An 18,637-nucleotide genomic window follows, 5' to 3' on the forward strand; every position below is an offset into this window, starting at 1 on the left:
AAAAAAATTAAAAATTTAATATTGCACAATAAATTAAAAGTTTTTATATTCGCCTCACTAAAGAAAAATGTGTTAATTAAAAATTAAATTTGCTATGAAAAAATTTTTACTGGGTGCATTCACGCTAGGAATGTTAATGGCGTGTAACACCACATCAGAATCAACTGAAACTCTAAATGACGATGCTTTTACAGGTGTAGCATCTAGAAAATCTTGTCCATCTGAAGAAATCAGATCAAACCTTCTTGCAAAAGATGCTGACGCAAAAGCCAGATATATTGCAATTGAAAACGGTACAGAAAAATTCATTCAAGCGAGAAAGGCAGGCAGAGTAAACGCAGATGGAAGCATAGATATACCTGTAGTTGTTAATGTAATATACAAAACTGCAGCTGAAAATGTTTCTGATGCTAGAATTGCAGAACAAATTGCAATCCTAAATGCCGATTATGGTGGAACAAATACCGATGCTTCTAAAATTCCTTCAGAATTTTCTAGTGTTAAAGCAGGTGATACTAAAGTAAGATTTCACTTAATTAAAACTGTAAGAAAATCAACTACCAAAACAAAATGGGGAACAAATGACGCCATGAAAAAGACTTCTACAGGAGGTATAAATGCAACAGACCCAACTCAATATTTTAACATATGGGTTGTAGGAAGCATGGGGGGCATTTTAGGATACGCTACTTTCCCTGAGTCATCTGGTCTTTGGAATGATGGTGTAGTAATTGCTGCTCCTTATTTTGGACAAACAGGTGCCACCTCACCTTATAATTTAGGAAGAACTGCAACTCATGAAGTTGGGCATTATCTTAATTTAAGACACATTTGGGGCGATGCTACATGCGGAAGTGACTTAGTAGCTGATACACCTACCCAAACTGGTGCAAACTATGGAAAACCAACTTATCCATTGATGAATACTTGCGGTGGCGTATCTAGATCTGTAATGTTTATGAATTATATGGATTATGTAGATGACGCTGCAATGTTTATGTTTTCTGCTGGCCAAAAAGACAGAATGCAAGCTGTTTTAACTGCAACTGGTGCTAGAAAAGGATTAAGAAACTTATAAAATTTTTTAACAAACAAAAACTCCGAGAGATTTCTCGGAGTTTTTTTATATTTATTCTTTAGTAAAATCAAATTTTTGACCAACTTGCGAAAGAGTCATTGTTTTCTTGTCCTTACTAAACTGTAACTCTAGCCCTGCTGCTTCATAAACAAATTTATCATTTCCATCATATTCAAATTCTATTGTTTTTTGACCATCTGCCTGGCCCACCAATTTATTGTTTTCTACTTTGAAATTAATTTTAATTGGCAATTGTTTACTTCCATACACCCCAACATAATCTTGTAAATTAACCTTTTCTGTAACGGCAGTAGATTGCTCAGAAGATTTCCAAGAATTATTTTTTAAATCCACATCAGGAATTTTATTTTCAGGGTCTATCGTTACCGAATCTATTTCTTTAGTTGAATTCACATGGAAAGTCCAAGATTTATTACGTTTCCAAACTTCCACAGGAATTTTCACGACTTGTGTAGAGCCATCTTTAAATTTCATCTGAACAGTAGTAGGCATAGGCAGTTGACCAATATTTTCTATGGTAACATTAGCGCCTTTTGCAAAATTTCCATCTATATATTTTACTCCTTTTACCGCTTGGTCTACTTTCCATTTATTAAAGAACCAACCTCTCCAAAACCAATTGAGTTCTTCACCAGAAACATTTTCCATAGTATGAAAAAAATCCCAAGGTGTAGGATGCTTAAATGCCCATCTTTCGATGTAAGTTCTAAAAGCTTTGTCAAATTTTTCTGGACCTAAAACACTTTCCCTCAACACATAAAGTCCCAAACCTGGTTTCATATAAGCTAAAACCCCTATGCTACCCTCCTTCATATTATCTGGGCCAGACATTACCGGCTCACTATTATCATTAAAAAACATAGAAGAAAGCCAAGAAATATTTTTCTTATTATAATATTCTCCATCATTGAAAGCTTCTGTGGATAATTCATTGATAAAAGTATTGAACCCTTCATCCATCCAAGCAAAAAGCCTTTCATTAGAACCTACCACCATCGGAAACCAATTATGTCCAAATTCGTGGTCTGTAACTCCCCAAAGTTCCTCTCCTGCAGATTGGTAATTACAAAATACGATTCCTGGATACTCCATTCCTCCTTCATTGCCTGCAACATTAGTTGCTGCAGGATAGGTGTATTCATACCATTTTTTAGAATAATGCTCTATAGATGCTTTGGTATATTCTGTAGACCTTCCCCAAGCTTCTTGGCCTGCACTTTCTATAGGATATGCAGAAATTGCAAGCGATTTTTTGCCACTTGGTAAATTAATCCTAGCAGCATCTATAATAAAGGCTGAAGATGAAGCCCAAGAAAAATCTCTAGCTTGATTAATTTTAAATTTCCAAGTTTTTGTACCTGAAGCCGTGTTTTTCCCTAGAGCAGATTCTGGACGAATCATTACCGTTTTATCACTATTTTTAGCTTGTTCCCAAAGCTTATTTTGCTCCTTAGAATAGACTTCGCCAGCATTCAGAAGTTCGCCAGAAGCTACCACATAGTGATTGGCTGGCACTGTAATATTGGCAGTGATATTTCCGTATTCTAAATAAAACTCAGACGCTCCTAAATAAGGCATTGTGTTCCACCCTAAGACATCATCATAAACACACATTCTAGGATACCATTGTGCAATGGTAAAAATTTTACCATTTTTAGTATCTAAAACTCCCATTCTGTCTGAGCCATATTTTGGTGAAACAAAAGAATATTCGATTTTGATTTTAGCAATTCCTCCGTTAGATTTAAGCCCTTTCGGAAGGTCTATCTGCATTCTGGTATCAGAGATAGTATATTTCACCTCTGCACCATCAATTTTTACAGATTTTATTTTGTAACCCCCATCTAATTCTTCACCGTGCGCACCATTTCTGCTTCCATACATTGGGATTATTGCATTCCCTCTAGAATCTTTAGCAAAAAGATTTTGGTCTAGTTGTAACCAAAGAAAACCTAATTGGTCTGGACTGTTATTGGTGTAAGTGATTTCAGACGTTCCTGTGATTTCGTTTTTAGCATCATTAAGAGATACATTAAGTACATAATCAGCAGAATTTTGCCAGTATTTATGCCCTGGTTGCCCACTTGCAGACCTAGTTTCTGTACCTGTAGAAGGATAAAAAAATGGCTTAAAAGCTTCGTTGTAATCATACTTTGGAGCCTCTTGTGCATAAACCCCAGAGGTAAACGCGAAAACAGCCATTGCCGTAATCAGTTTGGGAAATTTAAAATTCATTGAAAGTTCTTTTTGAATTGGTATTATATTTATACTTAACTGTTACAAATATCAAAAAGAAAATTCAAATTATTTATATATAATTCGATAAATTTCAAGTTTTTAAATAAATTTTAAATTCTAGAACCTCACTAATTTCTAAATCTAAGAAAATTTTAATTACGAGTTTTTAAGAGAATCCATCCAGTTCTGGTGTAATTATTTTGTATTTCTATAACATACCAATATGTATCAGAAGGAAGCGTTCTTCCTAAATAAAAACCATCCCAATTGAATTTAGAAATGTCTTCTGTATAAAACACTTTTTTGCCATACCTATCATAGATTGCCAACTTAGCATTTTTGAAATATTCTATATTTCCTACCTTCCAAACATCATTGAAACTATCTTGATTAGGTGTAATTACATTTGGAATAAATAAAACGGCAGATTGTGCAACAGCAGTACAAGAATTGGTTTGAGATTTTACAAAAATTTGATAAATCCCAGCTTTTAAATTGGTGAAAATATTACTGGTTTGCCAATTTACATTATCTAAAGAATAAAAATACGGTGGATTACCTCCTTCTGCTGAAATCTCCAAAAAGTTTTCTCCACTTTTTATATTGGTAATATTTGGAGTGACTCCATTTACGACTTCCACGGTTTGTTCTGCTGTACAACCATTACTGCTTGTAAGTTTCACGGTATATTTCCCTGCAGATGTTAAGGTAATTTTTTGAGAATATTGAGGTGGTATAGTATTCCATTCATAAGCTGAAAACCCACCTCCCGCGTCTAAAGTTACAGTACCACCATCACAAATGGATTTGTTTTCTAAAACATCTGAATGTGGCGCTGGCAATACAGTTACCACAATTTCTGCTCTTGCACTTTCACAAGTTCCATTATTCTGAGAAACCCAAAAAGAAAAATTACCTGCTTGTACTGTGCTAGGAATCGGCGCTACAGATGTTCCTGCTCCACCAATTTGAGATGAATACCAAAGTAGATTATTTCCTATAGCTGATAACGCTGAAGCGGTATAATTCTGACAAATTTGATAATTGGTAACCAAAGGAGGATTTGGGTTCGCTAAAATAGAAACTTTGATTTGTGCTCGTGGACTTTCGCAACCATTAACATTTTGAGAAACCCAATAATAAAAATCTCCAATTTGAGTAGTACTAGGAATAGGAGCATTAGGGCTACCAGTACCTCCAACTTGAGAAGTGTACCATTGCAAATTCCTCCCTGTAGCGGTTAATGCTGATGCAGTAGAATTTTGACAGAATTGAACATCAACAACTTGTGGAGCCGCAGGAATTGGAAAAATCGTCACAGTGATTTTTGCTCTAGGACTTTCACAACCATTGACCGATTGAGAAACCCAATAAGAAAAATTTCCTACTTGAGTTGTATCTGGAGTTGGCGCTGTAGCACTTCCTGTTCCACCAGTTGAAGAATTATACCAAAGTAAATTATTTCCTATAGCTGTTAAAGGTGACGCCGATGCGTTATGACAATACTGAATATCTGAAACCTGAGGTGCATTTGGATTAGCTAAAACCGTAACTTTAATTTCTGCTCTTGCACTTTCGCAAGTTCCATTATTCTGAGAAACCCAAAAAGAAAATGTACCAACCTGAGACGTATCTGGCGTAGGTGCTGTAGAAGACCCCGTTCCGCCAGTTGAAGAAGAATACCATAATAAATTGCTTCCATTAGCGGTGAGTTGATTTGCTGTAGAATTTTGACAATATTGATAATTACTGACTAATGGCGCTGTAGGTATGGAAATAATATTTACTGTAATTTTAGTTCGCGAACTTTCGCAACCGTTTACTGTTTCTGTAACCCAATAATCTTTAGAACCAACTACAGAAGTATCTACAACTGGTGGTAAAGTATCTGGAATTCCTCCGATGGCAGAAGTGTACCATAAAATTTCTTTGCCAGAAATTGAAATAGAATTCCCAGTAGAATTCTGACAAAAATTAAAAATTTTAGGCAACGGCGCAGCAGGATAACCCAAAACAATAGCCTTATAATTAGAAGAATACACTCTACAAGTTACTGTATTAATATTGGTAGATTCACCTACAATAAATCTGTACAAATCATTATTTTGATATGAACCAGCAGCAATATTGATAGTAGGATTGGTAGTTGCAGATGTAAGATCTATCCAAGTATTTCCTCCGTTTATACTTTTTTGCCAAATATAGTTAGGGTTAGTATAAGTGCCAGCACTTATTTGTGCTGTTAGTTGAAATCCCAGAGAATTGTCACAAACACCTGTTGTAAAAACATCAATCGAAGTAGAAACAGAGGTAGCTGGACCGCACGGACTAAAACTAATATCATCTATTGCAAGGTCATTGCCATTTCCTCCCTCCGCATTATTGATTAAAACCACATCTACTTCTGAAGAAGCTGGATCAGATTTAAAATCTAAATAAAAATTTCGCCAAAACTCGCCATTTTCTTCTCTTAAATCACCTGTAGAAACGCTTCCTAAAATAGTGCCACTTGTACTTCTAATCTGAAATGTGACATTTGGTTTTTTGACATTTGCGCCAGCTCTATGAATATTTAAAATCCAAGCAGAAAATCGATAAACTTGATTAGAACACAAATTAGAAACCCTTCTTCTATAAAATTCACCTGGTGTATAACTGGCATTCACCAAAAGCATATTGCCATAAGTTCCAGAGGCATCATTAGTATGATCTAGGGATTTCTGCCAACCCCAACTAAGATATTCTGTAGAATTGGTAATCGTATAAAATCCATCATCAGGTGGTATTTTAGGAGAATAAATATAATTGGTGAATGCTGGTGGAACCAATGCAGGAGAAACCACTTGTAATGGTGTAGTTACACTACCGAAATCTTCCGTAAAAATAGGCGCTCCAAAAGACCCGCCACAAGATTGCGCAGAAAATCTACTTAGAAACAACAAAAATATGAGTAAAAAAAATCCTAGCTCTCTACGAATCAATTTCATTGTCTTATTTTGAGACTATAAAAATAGTCTTTTTAAATTAAAAATCCCGAAAATATTTTCGGGATCAAATGTACTAAGAATTTTTCTTTGCTTTTATCATCATTTCTAACATATCCCACATTTCTTGCGGAATTTGTTCAAGCATATTAAATTCGCCAGCTCCTTGTAACCATTCTCCACCATCTATTGTAACCACTTCTCCGTTTACATAAGCCGAAAAATCAGAAACCAAATATGCCGCTAAATTGGCTAATTCCTGATGCTCTCCTACTCTTCTGAGTGGAACTTTTTTTCTCATATCGAATTTCTCTGCCAAATCTCCGGGCAATAATCTTTCCCAAGCTCCTTTTGTAGGAAATGGTCCAGGTGCAATGGCATTAAATCTAATATTGTATTTCGCCCATTCTACCGCTAAACTTCTAGTCATTGCAAGTACTCCTGCTTTAGCACACGCCGAAGGAACTACATACGCAGAGCCCGTCCAAGCGTAGGTGGTAACAATATTAAGTACCGTACCAGGAATTTTGTTTTCAATCCAATATTTTCCAACAGAAAGAGTACAGTTTTTAGTTCCTTTCAATACTATATCCAAAATAGAATCAAAGGCTGAATGCGTTAATCTTTCGGTAGGTGAAATAAAATTTCCTGCTGCATTATTTAGTAAAATATCTATTCTCCCAAATTCTTTAATAGCAGCATCTTTCATGGCTTCTACCTCCTCCCAATTTCTTACATCACAAGAAACACAAAGTACTTTTCCGCCAGTTTGTTCTTCTAATTCTGCTGCAGTTGCTTGTAATTTTTCTAAATTTCTGGAAGTGATGACTACTTTAGCTCCCGATTGAAGAAAATATTTGGTCATAGCTTTTCCAAGACCGCTTCCGCCACCTGTTACAATGATTACCTTATCTTTTAATGCGTCTTCACGAAGCATTGGTTGAGTATATAAATTCATTTTAAATTTAATTTAAATTAGGTTTTAAAAATAATCATTATTTAATAGTTTCAAGAAATTAATTGAATGTTATGAATAAGTTTTTGAAGTTTTCAAAATTCCTTTTACCAATAAAACTTGAGCCAAAACATAAGTAATCATGACCAATAGATTAAGCAACAAAGAAGAGTTCACAAATAGATTAACAGACAAAACACTATCTGAAATCACAAAAAACAACGCTCCAACTATCAGTAATTTTTCTTGAGTTTTAATACTGAAATAAAGCATCATAGAAATGATAATTCCATAAATAATGACTGGAATTTTCATTTCATTAAGATGAGGAAACAAAAACGAAAGTAATGATACCAAATATAACAATAGCACTACAACTACCCCAACTGAAACTCTACTCAAATCTCTTTTTTTGAAACTTATGATATAGAAAATATGTGCCAATAAAAAACTTCCTAACCCTAATAAAAAACCTGATGTAAGCAATAAAAAGAAATCTCCTAAAAAACTAAAAATGAGTCCTAAAATAAAAAAAAGGTCTAACTTAATTTGGTGAAATTTCGCTTCCGAAAAATAAATGAATAGCAAAACAGGCATTAATAAATTTTTAGAAATGAATCTAAAATTGGTTTTATCTAGATAAATAAAAAGTAAATCAGCCAAAAACAATAGGCTAAGTAATGAATAAAGAAATTTTATTTTAATAGATGAATTCATTTTTGTTTTTTCGCTAATGTACTTATTAAAAATATTTTTAAAGAATAAATGAATAAATTTGTCGTCAAAATATTTGAAATATGAGTTTTATAGAATTAATGCAGCAGAGATACACCACTAAAAAATACAACCCTACTGAAAAAATAAGTTCAGAAAAAATAGAACAACTGAAACAAATCCTTCAGCTTTCACCTTCTTCCATCAACAGCCAGCCTTGGAAATTTATTTTTGTAGAAAACCAAGAATTAAAAGCTCAATTGGCAGAGGTCTCTCGCCATAATACAGAGAGAGTGCTTCAATGCAGTCATTTGGTGGTTTTTAACGTTGTGAATAATTTAGAATTTTTCGAGAAACAAATCTCAGAAAATCTACCAGAAGGCGCTGTAAATTACTACAAAACCTATCTAAAACCTAGACCAGAAGAAGAAATAAAATCTTGGATGAAAAACCAAATCTATATTTCTCTGGGTGTATTTCTTACCGCTTGTACATCGATGGAGATAGACGCCACCCCAATGGAAGGTATTGAAAATGAAAAATATACAGAAATTTTAGGTCTAGAAAATCATTTCACCACTTTTGCAGTTTGTATAGGAAAAAGAGATGTTGAAGACAGCAACCAACCAAAATTTAACCCGAAAAGAAGAGTAGCGATGGAGAAAATTATTACTGAAATCAAATAAAAAAGACCGCAAAATCTGCGGTCTTCCTTATTTTATTTACCTAAAAAATTAGTAACCAAATAATTCTTCTAGAGAAATCGTTTTTACTTCACCTAATTTCTTTAGGTCGTCCATAGAAACTTTTTTGTCTGAAGCTACCAAACAATACGTGTATGGTTTTCCAGAGAAATGAGATTGGTGGAATTGGTTTAATTCATCTAGAGTTACTTTATCTACAGAAGAATATACCTGTTTTCTGATATCTTCTTTTAGACCTAACTGTTGTGCTCCTAAATAATTAAAAATAATTCCGTCTTGTGTAATACGCTCCGTTTCTAAATCTTTTTTAACCTGACCTTTTGCCAAATCTAGATTTACTGGCAATTTCGGCATTGTGGTTAACAATTCATTCATAGCACCTACTGCTTCATTAAATTTATCTGCCTGACTACCAACATAAGCTAGCATGTAATAATCATCTTCTTTTTTAGAAGGAGAAGCGTAAACTCCGTAAGTACTGTAAGCCAAAGCTTTACTTTCTCTGATGGTTTGGAATACCAAACTGCCCATTCCTCCACCGAAATAGTTATTAAAAACATTAACTAAAGTTGTATTTTTCGGGTCGTAAGTTTCTGTATTTCTTACCCATCTGGTTTCCGCTTGTACCATCTCATAATTGGTAAAAAGCACCTGGTTTTTGCTCTGTGCAACTTGTTTGAAAACTTTTGGTTCTGCTGCTTTAACAAATGTTGCAGGAACTTTATGAAGTGGAGCTAACTTAGAAGTAAGTTCGGTAATAGATGCTGGACCATAATAAATTACTGTTTGCTCATAATTATTAAGATTTTTTACTCTATCTACCAATTCCTGAGACGTAACAGCAGCTAAATCTGCATCTGAAAGCACATTATTAAATTTATTTTTGGCACCATAAAGAGCATAGCTTGTTAAACCTTGCATAATAGCTCCTTTATTTAGTTTAGCATCTTTTCTAGACTTTGCAATTCTTGCTTTAAGAGCAACTAGAGCTTTATCATCTGCTTTTGCATTTAGTACTAAATCTTCATATAATTTTACTGCATTTTCGAAGTTTTCTTGTAAGCCTTCAATCATTACCGTAGTATATTCTTCGCCTGCTGAAATATTGAAACTTGAAGCTATTTTGTAGAATTCTTTAGAAATTTGTTCAGCAGATTTTTTATCCGTTCCTAAAAACTGAATGTACTGAGCTGCCAAAGGAAGTTTCAAATCATTAAGCGTTCCTGTCTTGTATCTAAATCTTAATCTGTAAATAGAATTGTCTTTGTTTGGAACATAAAGAACTTCTGCTTTCCCCAATTTTGATTTCAAAATATCTTTACCGTAATCTAAAAATACCGGTTTAGCTGGTGTTGCAGGCATATCATTTACCATTTTCACAAACGGAGATTGCTTATCTGCATTGGTTTCTACAGGTGTAATGGCAGGTTTTTCTATTTTCACAAGGTCTTTTCTTTCGCCTTTTCTTTTTAGAACCGCCACATAATTGTCACCTAAATATTTATTAGCAAAAGCTATTACATCTTCTTTTTTGATTTTAGACAAATCATTTACATACGCTACTTGAGTTTTCCAATCTAATTCTGAGGTAAAAGCATCCATCAAATCACTAGCTCTATTTCCGTAGTTTTCTGTGCTTTGGATTTTATATTTTTTGATGTTATTTACAATTGCAGGAATTAAATCATCATCAAAATTTCCTTTTTTAAGATTGTCTATTTCTGCTAAAACCAAAGATTTTACCTCATCTAAAGTCTGTCCATTGGTAGGTGCAGCAGAAAGATATAAAATTCCATAATCTATTAAAGGATAGGTGAAAGCGCTTGCTCTCAACAATTTTTGTTTTTTAACCAAATTCAAGTCTAAAAGCCCTGCTTTTCCGTTGGTTAAAACTTGCCCTACTAAATCTGCTAAAAGTACATCTTTATCTTTATTCCCTGGTAGTCTAAAACCGATGGTAACGCTTTCTGCATCAGGCCCTACTACTTCTTTTACAATAGGAGCTGCAATAGGAGCTTCTGGTGAAAAAGTATATTTAGAGACAGGTTTTTCTTTCATATAAGAAAAAGCCTTATCAATTTTAGCAATTACTTCATCTGGATTGAAATCTCCAGACAAGATAACGCCCATATTATTAGGCACATAATAATTGTTAAAATATTTTCTAATTTCTACTAAAGAAGGATTTTTAAGATGTTCTACAGTCCCAATCGTAGTTTGCTGACCGTAATTATGTTTTTGGAACAAGTTAGAAAGCAATGTTTCGAAAACGAGTGAACCATCACTATCTAGGCTTCTGTTTTTTTCTTCGTATACCGCTTCTAATTCAGTATGAAAAATTCTAAGAATTGGATTTCTGAAACGCTCAGACTGCACTGCTAAATATTTATCTAAAGCAGAACTAGGAACATCATCTGTATATACCGTTTGCTCAAAACTGGTAAAAGCATTAGTTCCTTGAGCTCCCATAGCAGCCATCATTTTATCATATTCATTGGCAATAGCAAATTTACTTGCCACTCCAGAAATAGAGTCAATTTTTTTGTAGATTGCTTTTCTTTGCGCTTCGTCTTTAGACTTATTGTATTGTTCGTACAATGCATCTATTTTGTCTAATTCTGGTTTTTCTTTTGCCCAATCTAAAGAACCAAATTTATCAGTTCCTTTAAAAAGCATATGCTCTAAATAATGCGCCAAACCTGTATTGGTTGCAGGATCTGTCTTGCTCCCCGCTTTTATGGCAACATAAGCCTGAATTCTGGGGTCTTTTTTGGTTGGACTCAAAATTACAGTTAAACCATTTTTCAGGGTGTAGAATCTAGCCTGTGTAGGATCGTTGGTTACGTATTTGTATTTGTAACCGTTACCTGAAGCTTCTTTCCACTCAAATTTAGATTGCGCATAGGTAGCTACAGAAATTGCTATTGCTACTAATGCAAAAGTGAGTTTTTTAATCATATAAATTAATTTTTATAGTTATTAGACGAATTTTTTCTAAGATTGTTTCTGATGAATTCATTTTTTTGAAAAATTTAACATTTATCTCTCAAAAAGCAATCTTTCTCCAAATTTTTCTTCTGAAAATTTACCGTTTTCGTAAGCCAAATTTCCATTGATGAAAGTATGCGTAATTTGTGATTGAAAAGTCTCACCTTCTAATGGACTCCAACCGCATTTGTACAGAATATTTTCTTTAGAAACAGTGTATTCTTTTTTCAAATCAACCAAAACCAAATCTGCTTTATAGCCTTCTTTCACAAAACCTCGTTTTTCAATTTCAAATAAAATCGCAGGATTGTGACACATTTTTTCTACAATTTTTTCTAAAGAAATTTTGCCTTTTTGATAATATTCCAGCATCACATTCAGAGAATGCTGAACCAAAGGTCCACCAGAAGGGCATTGTAAATATTTATTAGACTTTTCATCCAAAGTATGAGGAGCGTGGTCTGTGGCGATTACATCTATTCTATCATCCAATAAAGCTTCCCAAAGTCCGTCTTTATCTTTTTCGGTTTTTACTGCTGGGTTCCATTTGATTAAAGAACCTCTGGTTTCGTAATCTTCATTGGTAAAATGAAGGTGATGAACGCAAACTTCTGCGGTGATTTTTTTGTCTTTTAAAGGAATATCATTTCTGAAAAGTTCAGTTTCTTTGGAAGTAGAAAGATGATAAATGTGCAATCTTGCTCCCGTTTTTTTTGCCAATTCTACTGCTTTTGAACTCGAAAGATAACACGCTTCCTCGCTTCTGATAAGATGATGAAACTTCACAGGAATATCTTCTCCGTATTTTTCTTTGTAAATTTCTGTGTTCTTTCTGATGGTGGTTTCGTCCTCGCAATGCACACAAATGGGCATTTTTACTTTGCTGAAAATATTTTCTAAAGTTTGAGGATTATCTACCAACATATTTCCGGTGGAAGAACCAAGAAAAAGTTTAATGGCAGCAACATTTCTCGGGTTAGTTTTCAGAAGTTCTTCTAGATTATCATTGGTTCCGCCCATCGAAAAAGAATAATTGGCGTAAGATTTCTCGGAAGCTATTTTATATTTTCCTTCTAAAAGTTCTTGCGTTACAGCATTCGGAACGGTGTTTGGTTGTTCTATAAAACTGGTTGTTCCGCCTGCAATTGCAGCTTTAGATTCGCTTTCTATATTGCCTTTGTGCGTTAAACCAGGCTCACGAAAATGCACTTGGTCATCAATAACACCAGGAATAAGAAATTTTCCTTCGGCATCAATTATTTTATCCAAATTTTCTTCGGGAATATTTTCAGAAATTTTTGCAATCAAATCATTTTCAATCAAGACATCAGACTGAAAAATTTTTCCTTCATTTACAACTTGAGCATTTTTAATTAAGATTTTCATTTTTTTTAGATTTCTACAAATTTAATCGAAGTTTTTCCTTAAGCCAAAGTAATTTCTAATTTTAATTACTTTGAAACGCTTTACTTCATTGATTTTTTTAAAAATCATAAATCCCAAATCGTAAATCCCAAATCTTATAGTTATTTTTGCATTCTAAAATCATTAAAAATTGTATAAAAAACTATTCGGACAAACCGCTATATATGGCTTAAGTTCTGTCTTGGTAAGGATTTTCCCTTTCCTCATTGCACCTATTGTTACACGAGCTTTCGGACCAGCTGCATCATCACCTTTTGTAGATTGGTACTCAATCGCAGGGGTAATTACGGTTTTTTTAACCCACGGAATGGAAACTTCTTTCTTCCGATTTGCGCAAGAAGAAGATATTGACAAAAAGACCTTAATCTCTACTACTGCCTTAAGTGTTCTTACGGTTGGTTTTATCTATTTGATTTTAGGATACGTTTTTCGTCAGCAGTTGGCCAACGCTTTTGAAACACCAGATCAAGTCAATTTTTTGGTTATTTTTCTATTTATTTTATCGTTTGATGCTTTTTCTACCATCCCATCTGCGGTTTTGAGGCTAGAGGGAAGGCCAATTCAATATATGCTTTCTAAAGTAGTAGGTTCATTGGTTTACTTTTTTTTGGTGGTGTTTTTCATCAAATGGTTACCAAAATTCCCGAACGGAATTTTAGGAATTAAATACAATCCGGAAATTGGAGTTGGCTATGTTTTCATCGCAAATTTGGTTCAAAGTATTGTGACTTTAGCTATTGTAGGAAAAGAATTTGTCAATTTTAGCATTAATAAATTCAATTTCAATCTTTGGAAAAGAATTATGAATTATTCATGGCCAGTAATGATAGCAGGCTTGGCAGGCATTGTAAACCAAACGCTTGATAGACAGTTCCTTAAATATCTGCTTCCAGACGAAGAAGCAAGACATCAAATCGGAGTATATGGAGCTGTTTATAAAATTGCTACGTTTATTACCGTTTTCAGACAAGCCTACCAGTTAGGAATAGAACCCTATTTTTTCAGTAGTTTTAAAGACAAAAACAATCATAAAACATACGCCGTTTTAATGGACGTTTTTGTGATTTGCAATTGCTTGATTTTTATGGGATTGATGGTGAATCTACAGTGGATTTCTGAGAAATATTTAAGAAACCCTCTTTATTATGAAGGCATAGAAATTATTCCGATGGTCATGTTAGGTGCTTTATTTTTAGGCATTTACCTTAATCTTTCTATCTGGTACAAACTTTCAGACCAGACTAAAGTTGGTTTATACATTTCTATAATTGGTGCTATAATCACTACAGTAATTAATGTACTTTTTATTCCAAAATTTGGATATTGGGCAAGTGCAACTGCAGCTTTGGTAACTTTTACCAGCATGATGGTGATTTCATACATTTGGGGAAGAATTAAATATCCTATTCCTTACAATACAGCAAAAGTGATAGTTTATCTTATGATTTCGGTGTCACTATCAATGCTTTCGTTTTATTATTTTAGAACCAATTATTTTGTAGGAAATTTATTTTTACTATTATTCATTGGTTTTGTAGCCTTCAAAGAACAAACTATAATCAAAAGAATTTTAAAAAGATGACCATAAAAGTAATCAATAAATCAAAACACGATTTACCAAAATACCAGACCGAACTTTCTGCAGGAATGGATTTATACGCCAATATCGATGAACCAATCACACTGAAACCTTTAGAAAGAACACTAGTAAAAACAGGATTATTAATTTCATTACCAAAAGGTTACGAAGCTCAAATAAGACCAAGAAGTGGACTCGCTTTCAAAAACGGAATTACCGTTCTCAACACTCCTGGGACAATAGATGCAGATTATCGTGGTGAAATTGGAGTAATTTTAGTAAATTTATCCTCCCAAGATTTTACCATAAATGATGGCGATAGAATTGCACAAATGGTAATCGCAAAACACGAGACAGCAACATGGGAAGCAGTAGAAAATCTAGACGAAACCAATCGTGGAGAAGGCGGTTTCGGAAGTTCTGGAGTTTCTAAAAAATAGGAAAACATAAAAGAAAAAACATAAAAAACTCAAAAATTATTCATCAATGAAAATTATTGTTCCCATGGCTGGACGCGGTTCCAGACTTAGACCTCATACCCTAACTGTTCCTAAACCTTTAATTCCTATTGCTGGTAAACCAATTGTACAAAGGTTAGTAGAAGATATTGCAAAAGTAGCTGGTGAAAAAATAGACGAAATTGCATTCATCATCGGAGATTTCGGTGAAGAGGTAGAGCAGTCTTTATTAGAAATCGCTGAAAAACTTGGCGCAAAAGGAAGCATATACACGCAAGACGAACCTCTAGGAACTGCTCATGCAATAAAATGTGCAGAAAATTCTATGCAGGGTGATGTAGTAATTGCATTTGCTGACACGCTTTTCCGCGCAGATTTTGTGTTAGACAAAGTATCAGATGGTGTAATTTGGGTAAAAAAAGTAGAAGACCCTTCCGCTTTTGGGGTGGTAAAATTAGATGATTATGGTTTTATTACTGATTTTGTAGAAAAACCAAAAACTTTCGTCTCTGATTTGGCTATTATTGGAATTTATTATTTCAAATCTGCCGAAAAATTAATGGATGAAATTAATTTCATCATGAGCAATAACATTAAAGTAAGTGGTGAATATCAACTAACTACCGCTTTAGAAAACCTTAGACAGAAAGGTGCTAAATTTTCTCTTGGTAAAGTAGACGATTGGATGGATTGTGGAAACAAAAATGCAACTGTAGAAACCAACGGAAAAATCCTTGCCTACGAAAAAGTAGAAATGGAAACACCTCCCGCTTCTGCTAAAATTGAAAATAGCCTCATCATTCCGCCATGTTTTATTGGTGAAAATGTAGAAATTAAAAACTCTAAAATTGGCCCTTATGTTTCCCTAGGAAACGGAACTTGCATAGTAAATTCGAATATAGAAAACTCTTTAATCCAAGAAAAAACTGTAATTAATCACGGTAACCTTAGCAATTCTATGATTGGTAATAATGCACATTATTACGGTGTTTCTAGAGAAATTTCGTTAGGAGATTACTCTGTTTTGGATTTTCATTCTAAAGACCAATAGAGATTAATCATAAATATATTGATACCAAAAACACACAAAACATTTTGTGTGTTTTGGCGTTATAATTGTAATGTTTTATCGAAACAATGATTAAAAAAATGAAAAATTTTATCCTTAGCATATTCGCAGCATTGGCATTATTTTCTTGCAAAAGTAGAACTGCAGTCCAGCCGAATACAACTGTAGAAAAACCTATTGTAAATTCTAACAAAGCTTTTTTTGACAAAATATTACAAAAAGACCAATTCGAAAGTTTAAAAATCAGTAGCAAAGTAAATGCAGAAACTGGACAGTTTATCCCAACCTTAGACGCTACTTTTTATATAGAAAACAATCAAAAAGTTTGGGTAAATCTACAAGCCTTATTTATCACCATGGCAAGAGGAATAGCCACCCCTTCTGGAATAAAAGGCTACGAAAAACTCAATAAAACGTATATAGACTCTGACTTCGGATACATAAATAAGTTATTAAAAATCAACTTTATAGACTATAACTCCCTACAGAATTTATTACTTGGAAAAACATTTATTCCAGTTAATGAAAATGATTATGAACTCATCACTTCTGAAAAGGGCTTTTTCTTAAATTCTATTAAAAACCAAATTTTCGAGGTCAATGGCAAAAAAAGTGAATACAAAATAAGCCTTAATTACAATCCCGAATTAGACTTAAAGAAAATATATTTAGAAGATTTAATATCAAAAAACACGTTAGAAATTAATTATGAAAATTTCGAAAACATCGGCTCACAAAAACTCCCAAAAAATGTTAAAATAATTATAAAAGGGCAAAAAACAGACCAAATTTTCATAGAAAATACGAAATTTGAATTTTTGAAGATGGAAACCCCTTTTTCCATTCCTGCTAATTACACAAAGACCATAATTAAATGATGCATAGAAAACTGAGTTTATTTTTAGGATTATTAATGTTCGGCTTTGCCTTTTCTCAACAACCAGAAAATAGAAAAGAGCAACTCCAAAGACAAAATGCCGAACTGAAAAAACAGATTGCTAACATTAACGCAGAACTAGCAAAAGCAAAAGGTGAAACCAAACTTTCCTTGGCTTATCTAGCTGGGGTAAACCAAAAAATTGCATTAAGAGAAAAAGTGGTAAACAATACCCAAAAAGAAAAGAGATATATAGAAGATGACATCTACAAACGTCAGCTAGAAATCAATAAATTCAACCGTGAACTAAAAGTTCTTAGAAAAGATTACGCAGATATATTGGTAAAAGCTTATAAAAATAAAGGCGTACAAAACAAAGTTACCTTTGTACTTTCTTCTAAAAATCTTGGAGAAGCTCTTAGAAGAGTGCAATACATTAAACAATACGGAGAATATCAAGACAAGAAAGCTGCGGAAATCACAGATAAAGCAACCCAAATAAAAACTTCTATCAACCTAAAACAGAAGTCTGTAAAAGAAAAAGACGCTCTTCTTAACAGACAAAAACAAGATTTAGCAGTAATAGAAAAAGAAAGAAAAGATAAAGAAATTCTACTCCAAGAATTTAAGAAAAACGAAGCTAAACTCTCTGCTGACCTTAGAGCAAAACAAGCAGAAAACAAAAAAATAGAATCTGCAATCAGAAGCCTTATTAATGAAGAAATAAAAGCAGCAAAAGCAAGAGAAGAAGCAGAGAAAAAAGCTGAAGCTGAGCGTATAAGATTAGCAAAAATAGCGGCAGAAAAAGAAAAAGCAAAATTAGAAGAAGCCAGAAAAGCTGAAGCTGCAAGACTTTTAGCAGAAAAGAAGAAAGCTGAAGAAGAAGAAAGAAAATTGGCAGAACTAGCCCGTAAAAAAGCGGATGCTGAAAAAGAAGCTATCGCAAGAAATGATGCTGCTAAAATAGCAAAAGCCGAAAAAGAGAAAAAAGAATCTGAAGACAAAGCAAATGCTGCAAAAGAAAAAGCAGATATTGCCAGAAACGCTTCTAAAGCTTTAGCAGAAAAAACTGAAAAGGAAAAAGATGCGATTGAAGAAAAGACCATGAAAAACTTCGGAGTGGGCAGTGTAGTTGCAGGCAGTAATTTTGCTGCAAACAAAGGTAAAATGTCTTTTCCTGTGGCCAGTGGTTCTATAATTGAAAGATTTGGAAGACAAAAGCATCCGGTTTTTGAAAAAATGGATATTGAAAACAACGGTATAAAAGTAAAAGTTCCTGCTGGCACTAAAGCAAGATGTGTTTTCCCTGGAGTTGTGATTAATGTAATGGTAACTGGTGGCGCAAAAACGGTTTTGGTAAAACACGGTGACTATTTCACTATTTATGGGAACTTAGAATCAGTTAATATTGCAAAAAACCAACAAGTTTCAGCTGGCACTATTATTGGCGGTGTAGGCTCAGATTTAGAGGGAGTTTATGCCCTTGATTTCCAGATTTGGAATGGTCAAACACCTGTTGATCCTCTTGGTTGGGTTTCATATTAATT

General features: G+C 33.7%; 13 protein-coding genes. 7 read left to right on the plus strand and 6 right to left on the minus strand.

Features of this window, described 5'->3' with window-relative positions; translation table 11 throughout:
• Positions 1-94: 94 nt before the first annotated feature.
• Positions 95-1,078 (plus strand): zinc metalloprotease, encoded by a 984-nt coding sequence (locus IEW40_RS11470; protein ID WP_188618242.1) that lies wholly within the window; start codon positions 95-97, stop codon positions 1,076-1,078.
• A gap of 51 nt (positions 1,079-1,129) precedes the next feature.
• On the opposite strand, the gene IEW40_RS11475 is transcribed toward IEW40_RS11470, so the two are convergent.
• From IEW40_RS11475 to IEW40_RS11490, 4 genes are all read right to left on the minus strand, one after another.
• Positions 1,130-3,334: a M1 family metallopeptidase gene (locus IEW40_RS11475; RefSeq protein WP_188618243.1), complete on the minus strand. Its 2,205-nt coding sequence runs from the start codon at positions 3,332-3,334 to the stop codon at positions 1,130-1,132.
• Positions 3,335-3,489: 155 nt separating this feature from the next.
• On the minus strand, positions 3,490-6,324 hold the full coding sequence (locus IEW40_RS11480) for a T9SS type B sorting domain-containing protein (RefSeq protein WP_188618244.1): 2,835 nt from the start codon (positions 6,322-6,324) through the stop codon (positions 3,490-3,492).
• Between the two features lie 73 nt (positions 6,325-6,397).
• Positions 6,398-7,279: an SDR family oxidoreductase gene (locus tag IEW40_RS11485; protein WP_188618245.1), complete on the minus strand. Its 882-nt coding sequence runs from the start codon at positions 7,277-7,279 to the stop codon at positions 6,398-6,400.
• A gap of 69 nt (positions 7,280-7,348) precedes the next feature.
• Positions 7,349-7,993, minus strand: coding sequence for a lysoplasmalogenase family protein (locus tag IEW40_RS11490; protein WP_188618246.1), 645 nt, complete (start codon positions 7,991-7,993; stop codon positions 7,349-7,351).
• Between the two features lie 80 nt (positions 7,994-8,073).
• Between IEW40_RS11490 and IEW40_RS11495 the strand changes: the two genes are divergently transcribed.
• Positions 8,074-8,676 (plus strand): nitroreductase family protein, encoded by a 603-nt coding sequence (locus tag IEW40_RS11495; protein ID WP_188618247.1) that lies wholly within the window; start codon positions 8,074-8,076, stop codon positions 8,674-8,676.
• 48 nt (positions 8,677-8,724) lie between these two features.
• Here IEW40_RS11495 and IEW40_RS11500 read toward each other — a convergent pair whose 3' ends face one another.
• Both IEW40_RS11500 and IEW40_RS11505 read right to left on the minus strand, forming a co-directional pair.
• Positions 8,725-11,652 (minus strand): M16 family metallopeptidase, encoded by a 2,928-nt coding sequence (locus tag IEW40_RS11500; protein ID WP_188618248.1) that lies wholly within the window; start codon positions 11,650-11,652, stop codon positions 8,725-8,727.
• An 81-nt stretch (positions 11,653-11,733) separates the two neighbouring features.
• The gene (locus tag IEW40_RS11505) at positions 11,734-13,068 is read right to left on the minus strand and encodes a dihydroorotase (RefSeq protein ID WP_188618249.1); all 1,335 of its coding nucleotides are present in this window, start codon (positions 13,066-13,068) and stop codon (positions 11,734-11,736) included.
• 169 nt (positions 13,069-13,237) lie between these two features.
• Here IEW40_RS11505 and IEW40_RS11510 point away from each other — a divergent pair, with 169 nt between their 5' ends.
• The 5 genes from IEW40_RS11510 to IEW40_RS11530 all read left to right on the plus strand — a co-directional run bounded on the left by IEW40_RS11510 (position 13,238) and on the right by IEW40_RS11530 (position 18,635).
• Complete coding sequence (locus tag IEW40_RS11510; protein ID WP_188618250.1) at positions 13,238-14,689, plus strand: lipopolysaccharide biosynthesis protein; 1,452 nt, start codon at positions 13,238-13,240, stop codon at positions 14,687-14,689.
• Positions 14,686-15,126: a dUTP diphosphatase gene (gene dut / locus IEW40_RS11515; RefSeq protein ID WP_188618251.1), complete on the plus strand. Its 441-nt coding sequence runs from the start codon at positions 14,686-14,688 to the stop codon at positions 15,124-15,126. The genes IEW40_RS11510 and dut overlap by 4 nt, the downstream gene beginning before the upstream one ends.
• Positions 15,127-15,172: 46 nt before the next feature.
• Positions 15,173-16,195: a sugar phosphate nucleotidyltransferase gene (locus IEW40_RS11520; protein WP_188618252.1), complete on the plus strand. Its 1,023-nt coding sequence runs from the start codon at positions 15,173-15,175 to the stop codon at positions 16,193-16,195.
• A gap of 98 nt (positions 16,196-16,293) precedes the next feature.
• Positions 16,294-17,091, plus strand: a complete 798-nt coding sequence (gene lolB1, locus IEW40_RS11525; protein ID WP_188618253.1) for a lipoprotein insertase outer membrane protein LolB1 — start codon at positions 16,294-16,296, stop codon at positions 17,089-17,091.
• The gene (locus IEW40_RS11530; protein WP_229663439.1) at positions 17,088-18,635 is read left to right on the plus strand and encodes a peptidoglycan DD-metalloendopeptidase family protein; all 1,548 of its coding nucleotides are present in this window, start codon (positions 17,088-17,090) and stop codon (positions 18,633-18,635) included. The genes lolB1 and IEW40_RS11530 overlap by 4 nt, the downstream gene beginning before the upstream one ends.
• The last annotated feature ends 2 nt before the right edge of the window (positions 18,636-18,637 follow it).

This window comes from Cloacibacterium rupense, assembly GCF_014645495.1.
Taxonomy (GTDB): domain Bacteria; phylum Bacteroidota; class Bacteroidia; order Flavobacteriales; family Weeksellaceae; genus Cloacibacterium; species Cloacibacterium rupense.

Bases quoted from the DNA above. Each gene is read 5' to 3' on its own strand.
- IEW40_RS11470 (WP_188618242.1), top strand. From the start codon at position 95: ATGAAAAAATTTTTACTGGGTGCATTCACGCTAGGAATGTTAATGGCG.
- IEW40_RS11475 (WP_188618243.1), bottom strand. From the start codon at position 3,334: ATGAATTTTAAATTTCCCAAACTGATTACGGCAATGGCTGTTTTCGCG.
- IEW40_RS11480 (WP_188618244.1), bottom strand. From the start codon at position 6,324: ATGAAATTGATTCGTAGAGAGCTAGGATTTTTTTTACTCATATTTTTG.
- IEW40_RS11485 (WP_188618245.1), bottom strand. From the start codon at position 7,279: ATGAATTTATATACTCAACCAATGCTTCGTGAAGACGCATTAAAAGAT.
- IEW40_RS11490 (WP_188618246.1), bottom strand. From the start codon at position 7,993: ATGAATTCATCTATTAAAATAAAATTTCTTTATTCATTACTTAGCCTA.
- IEW40_RS11495 (WP_188618247.1), top strand. From the start codon at position 8,074: ATGAGTTTTATAGAATTAATGCAGCAGAGATACACCACTAAAAAATAC.
- IEW40_RS11500 (WP_188618248.1), bottom strand. From the start codon at position 11,652: ATGATTAAAAAACTCACTTTTGCATTAGTAGCAATAGCAATTTCTGTA.
- IEW40_RS11505 (WP_188618249.1), bottom strand. From the start codon at position 13,068: ATGAAAATCTTAATTAAAAATGCTCAAGTTGTAAATGAAGGAAAAATT.
- dut (WP_188618251.1), top strand. From the start codon at position 14,686: ATGACCATAAAAGTAATCAATAAATCAAAACACGATTTACCAAAATAC.
- IEW40_RS11520 (WP_188618252.1), top strand. From the start codon at position 15,173: ATGAAAATTATTGTTCCCATGGCTGGACGCGGTTCCAGACTTAGACCT.
- lolB1 (WP_188618253.1), top strand. From the start codon at position 16,294: ATGAAAAATTTTATCCTTAGCATATTCGCAGCATTGGCATTATTTTCT.
- IEW40_RS11530 (WP_229663439.1), top strand. From the start codon at position 17,088: ATGATGCATAGAAAACTGAGTTTATTTTTAGGATTATTAATGTTCGGC.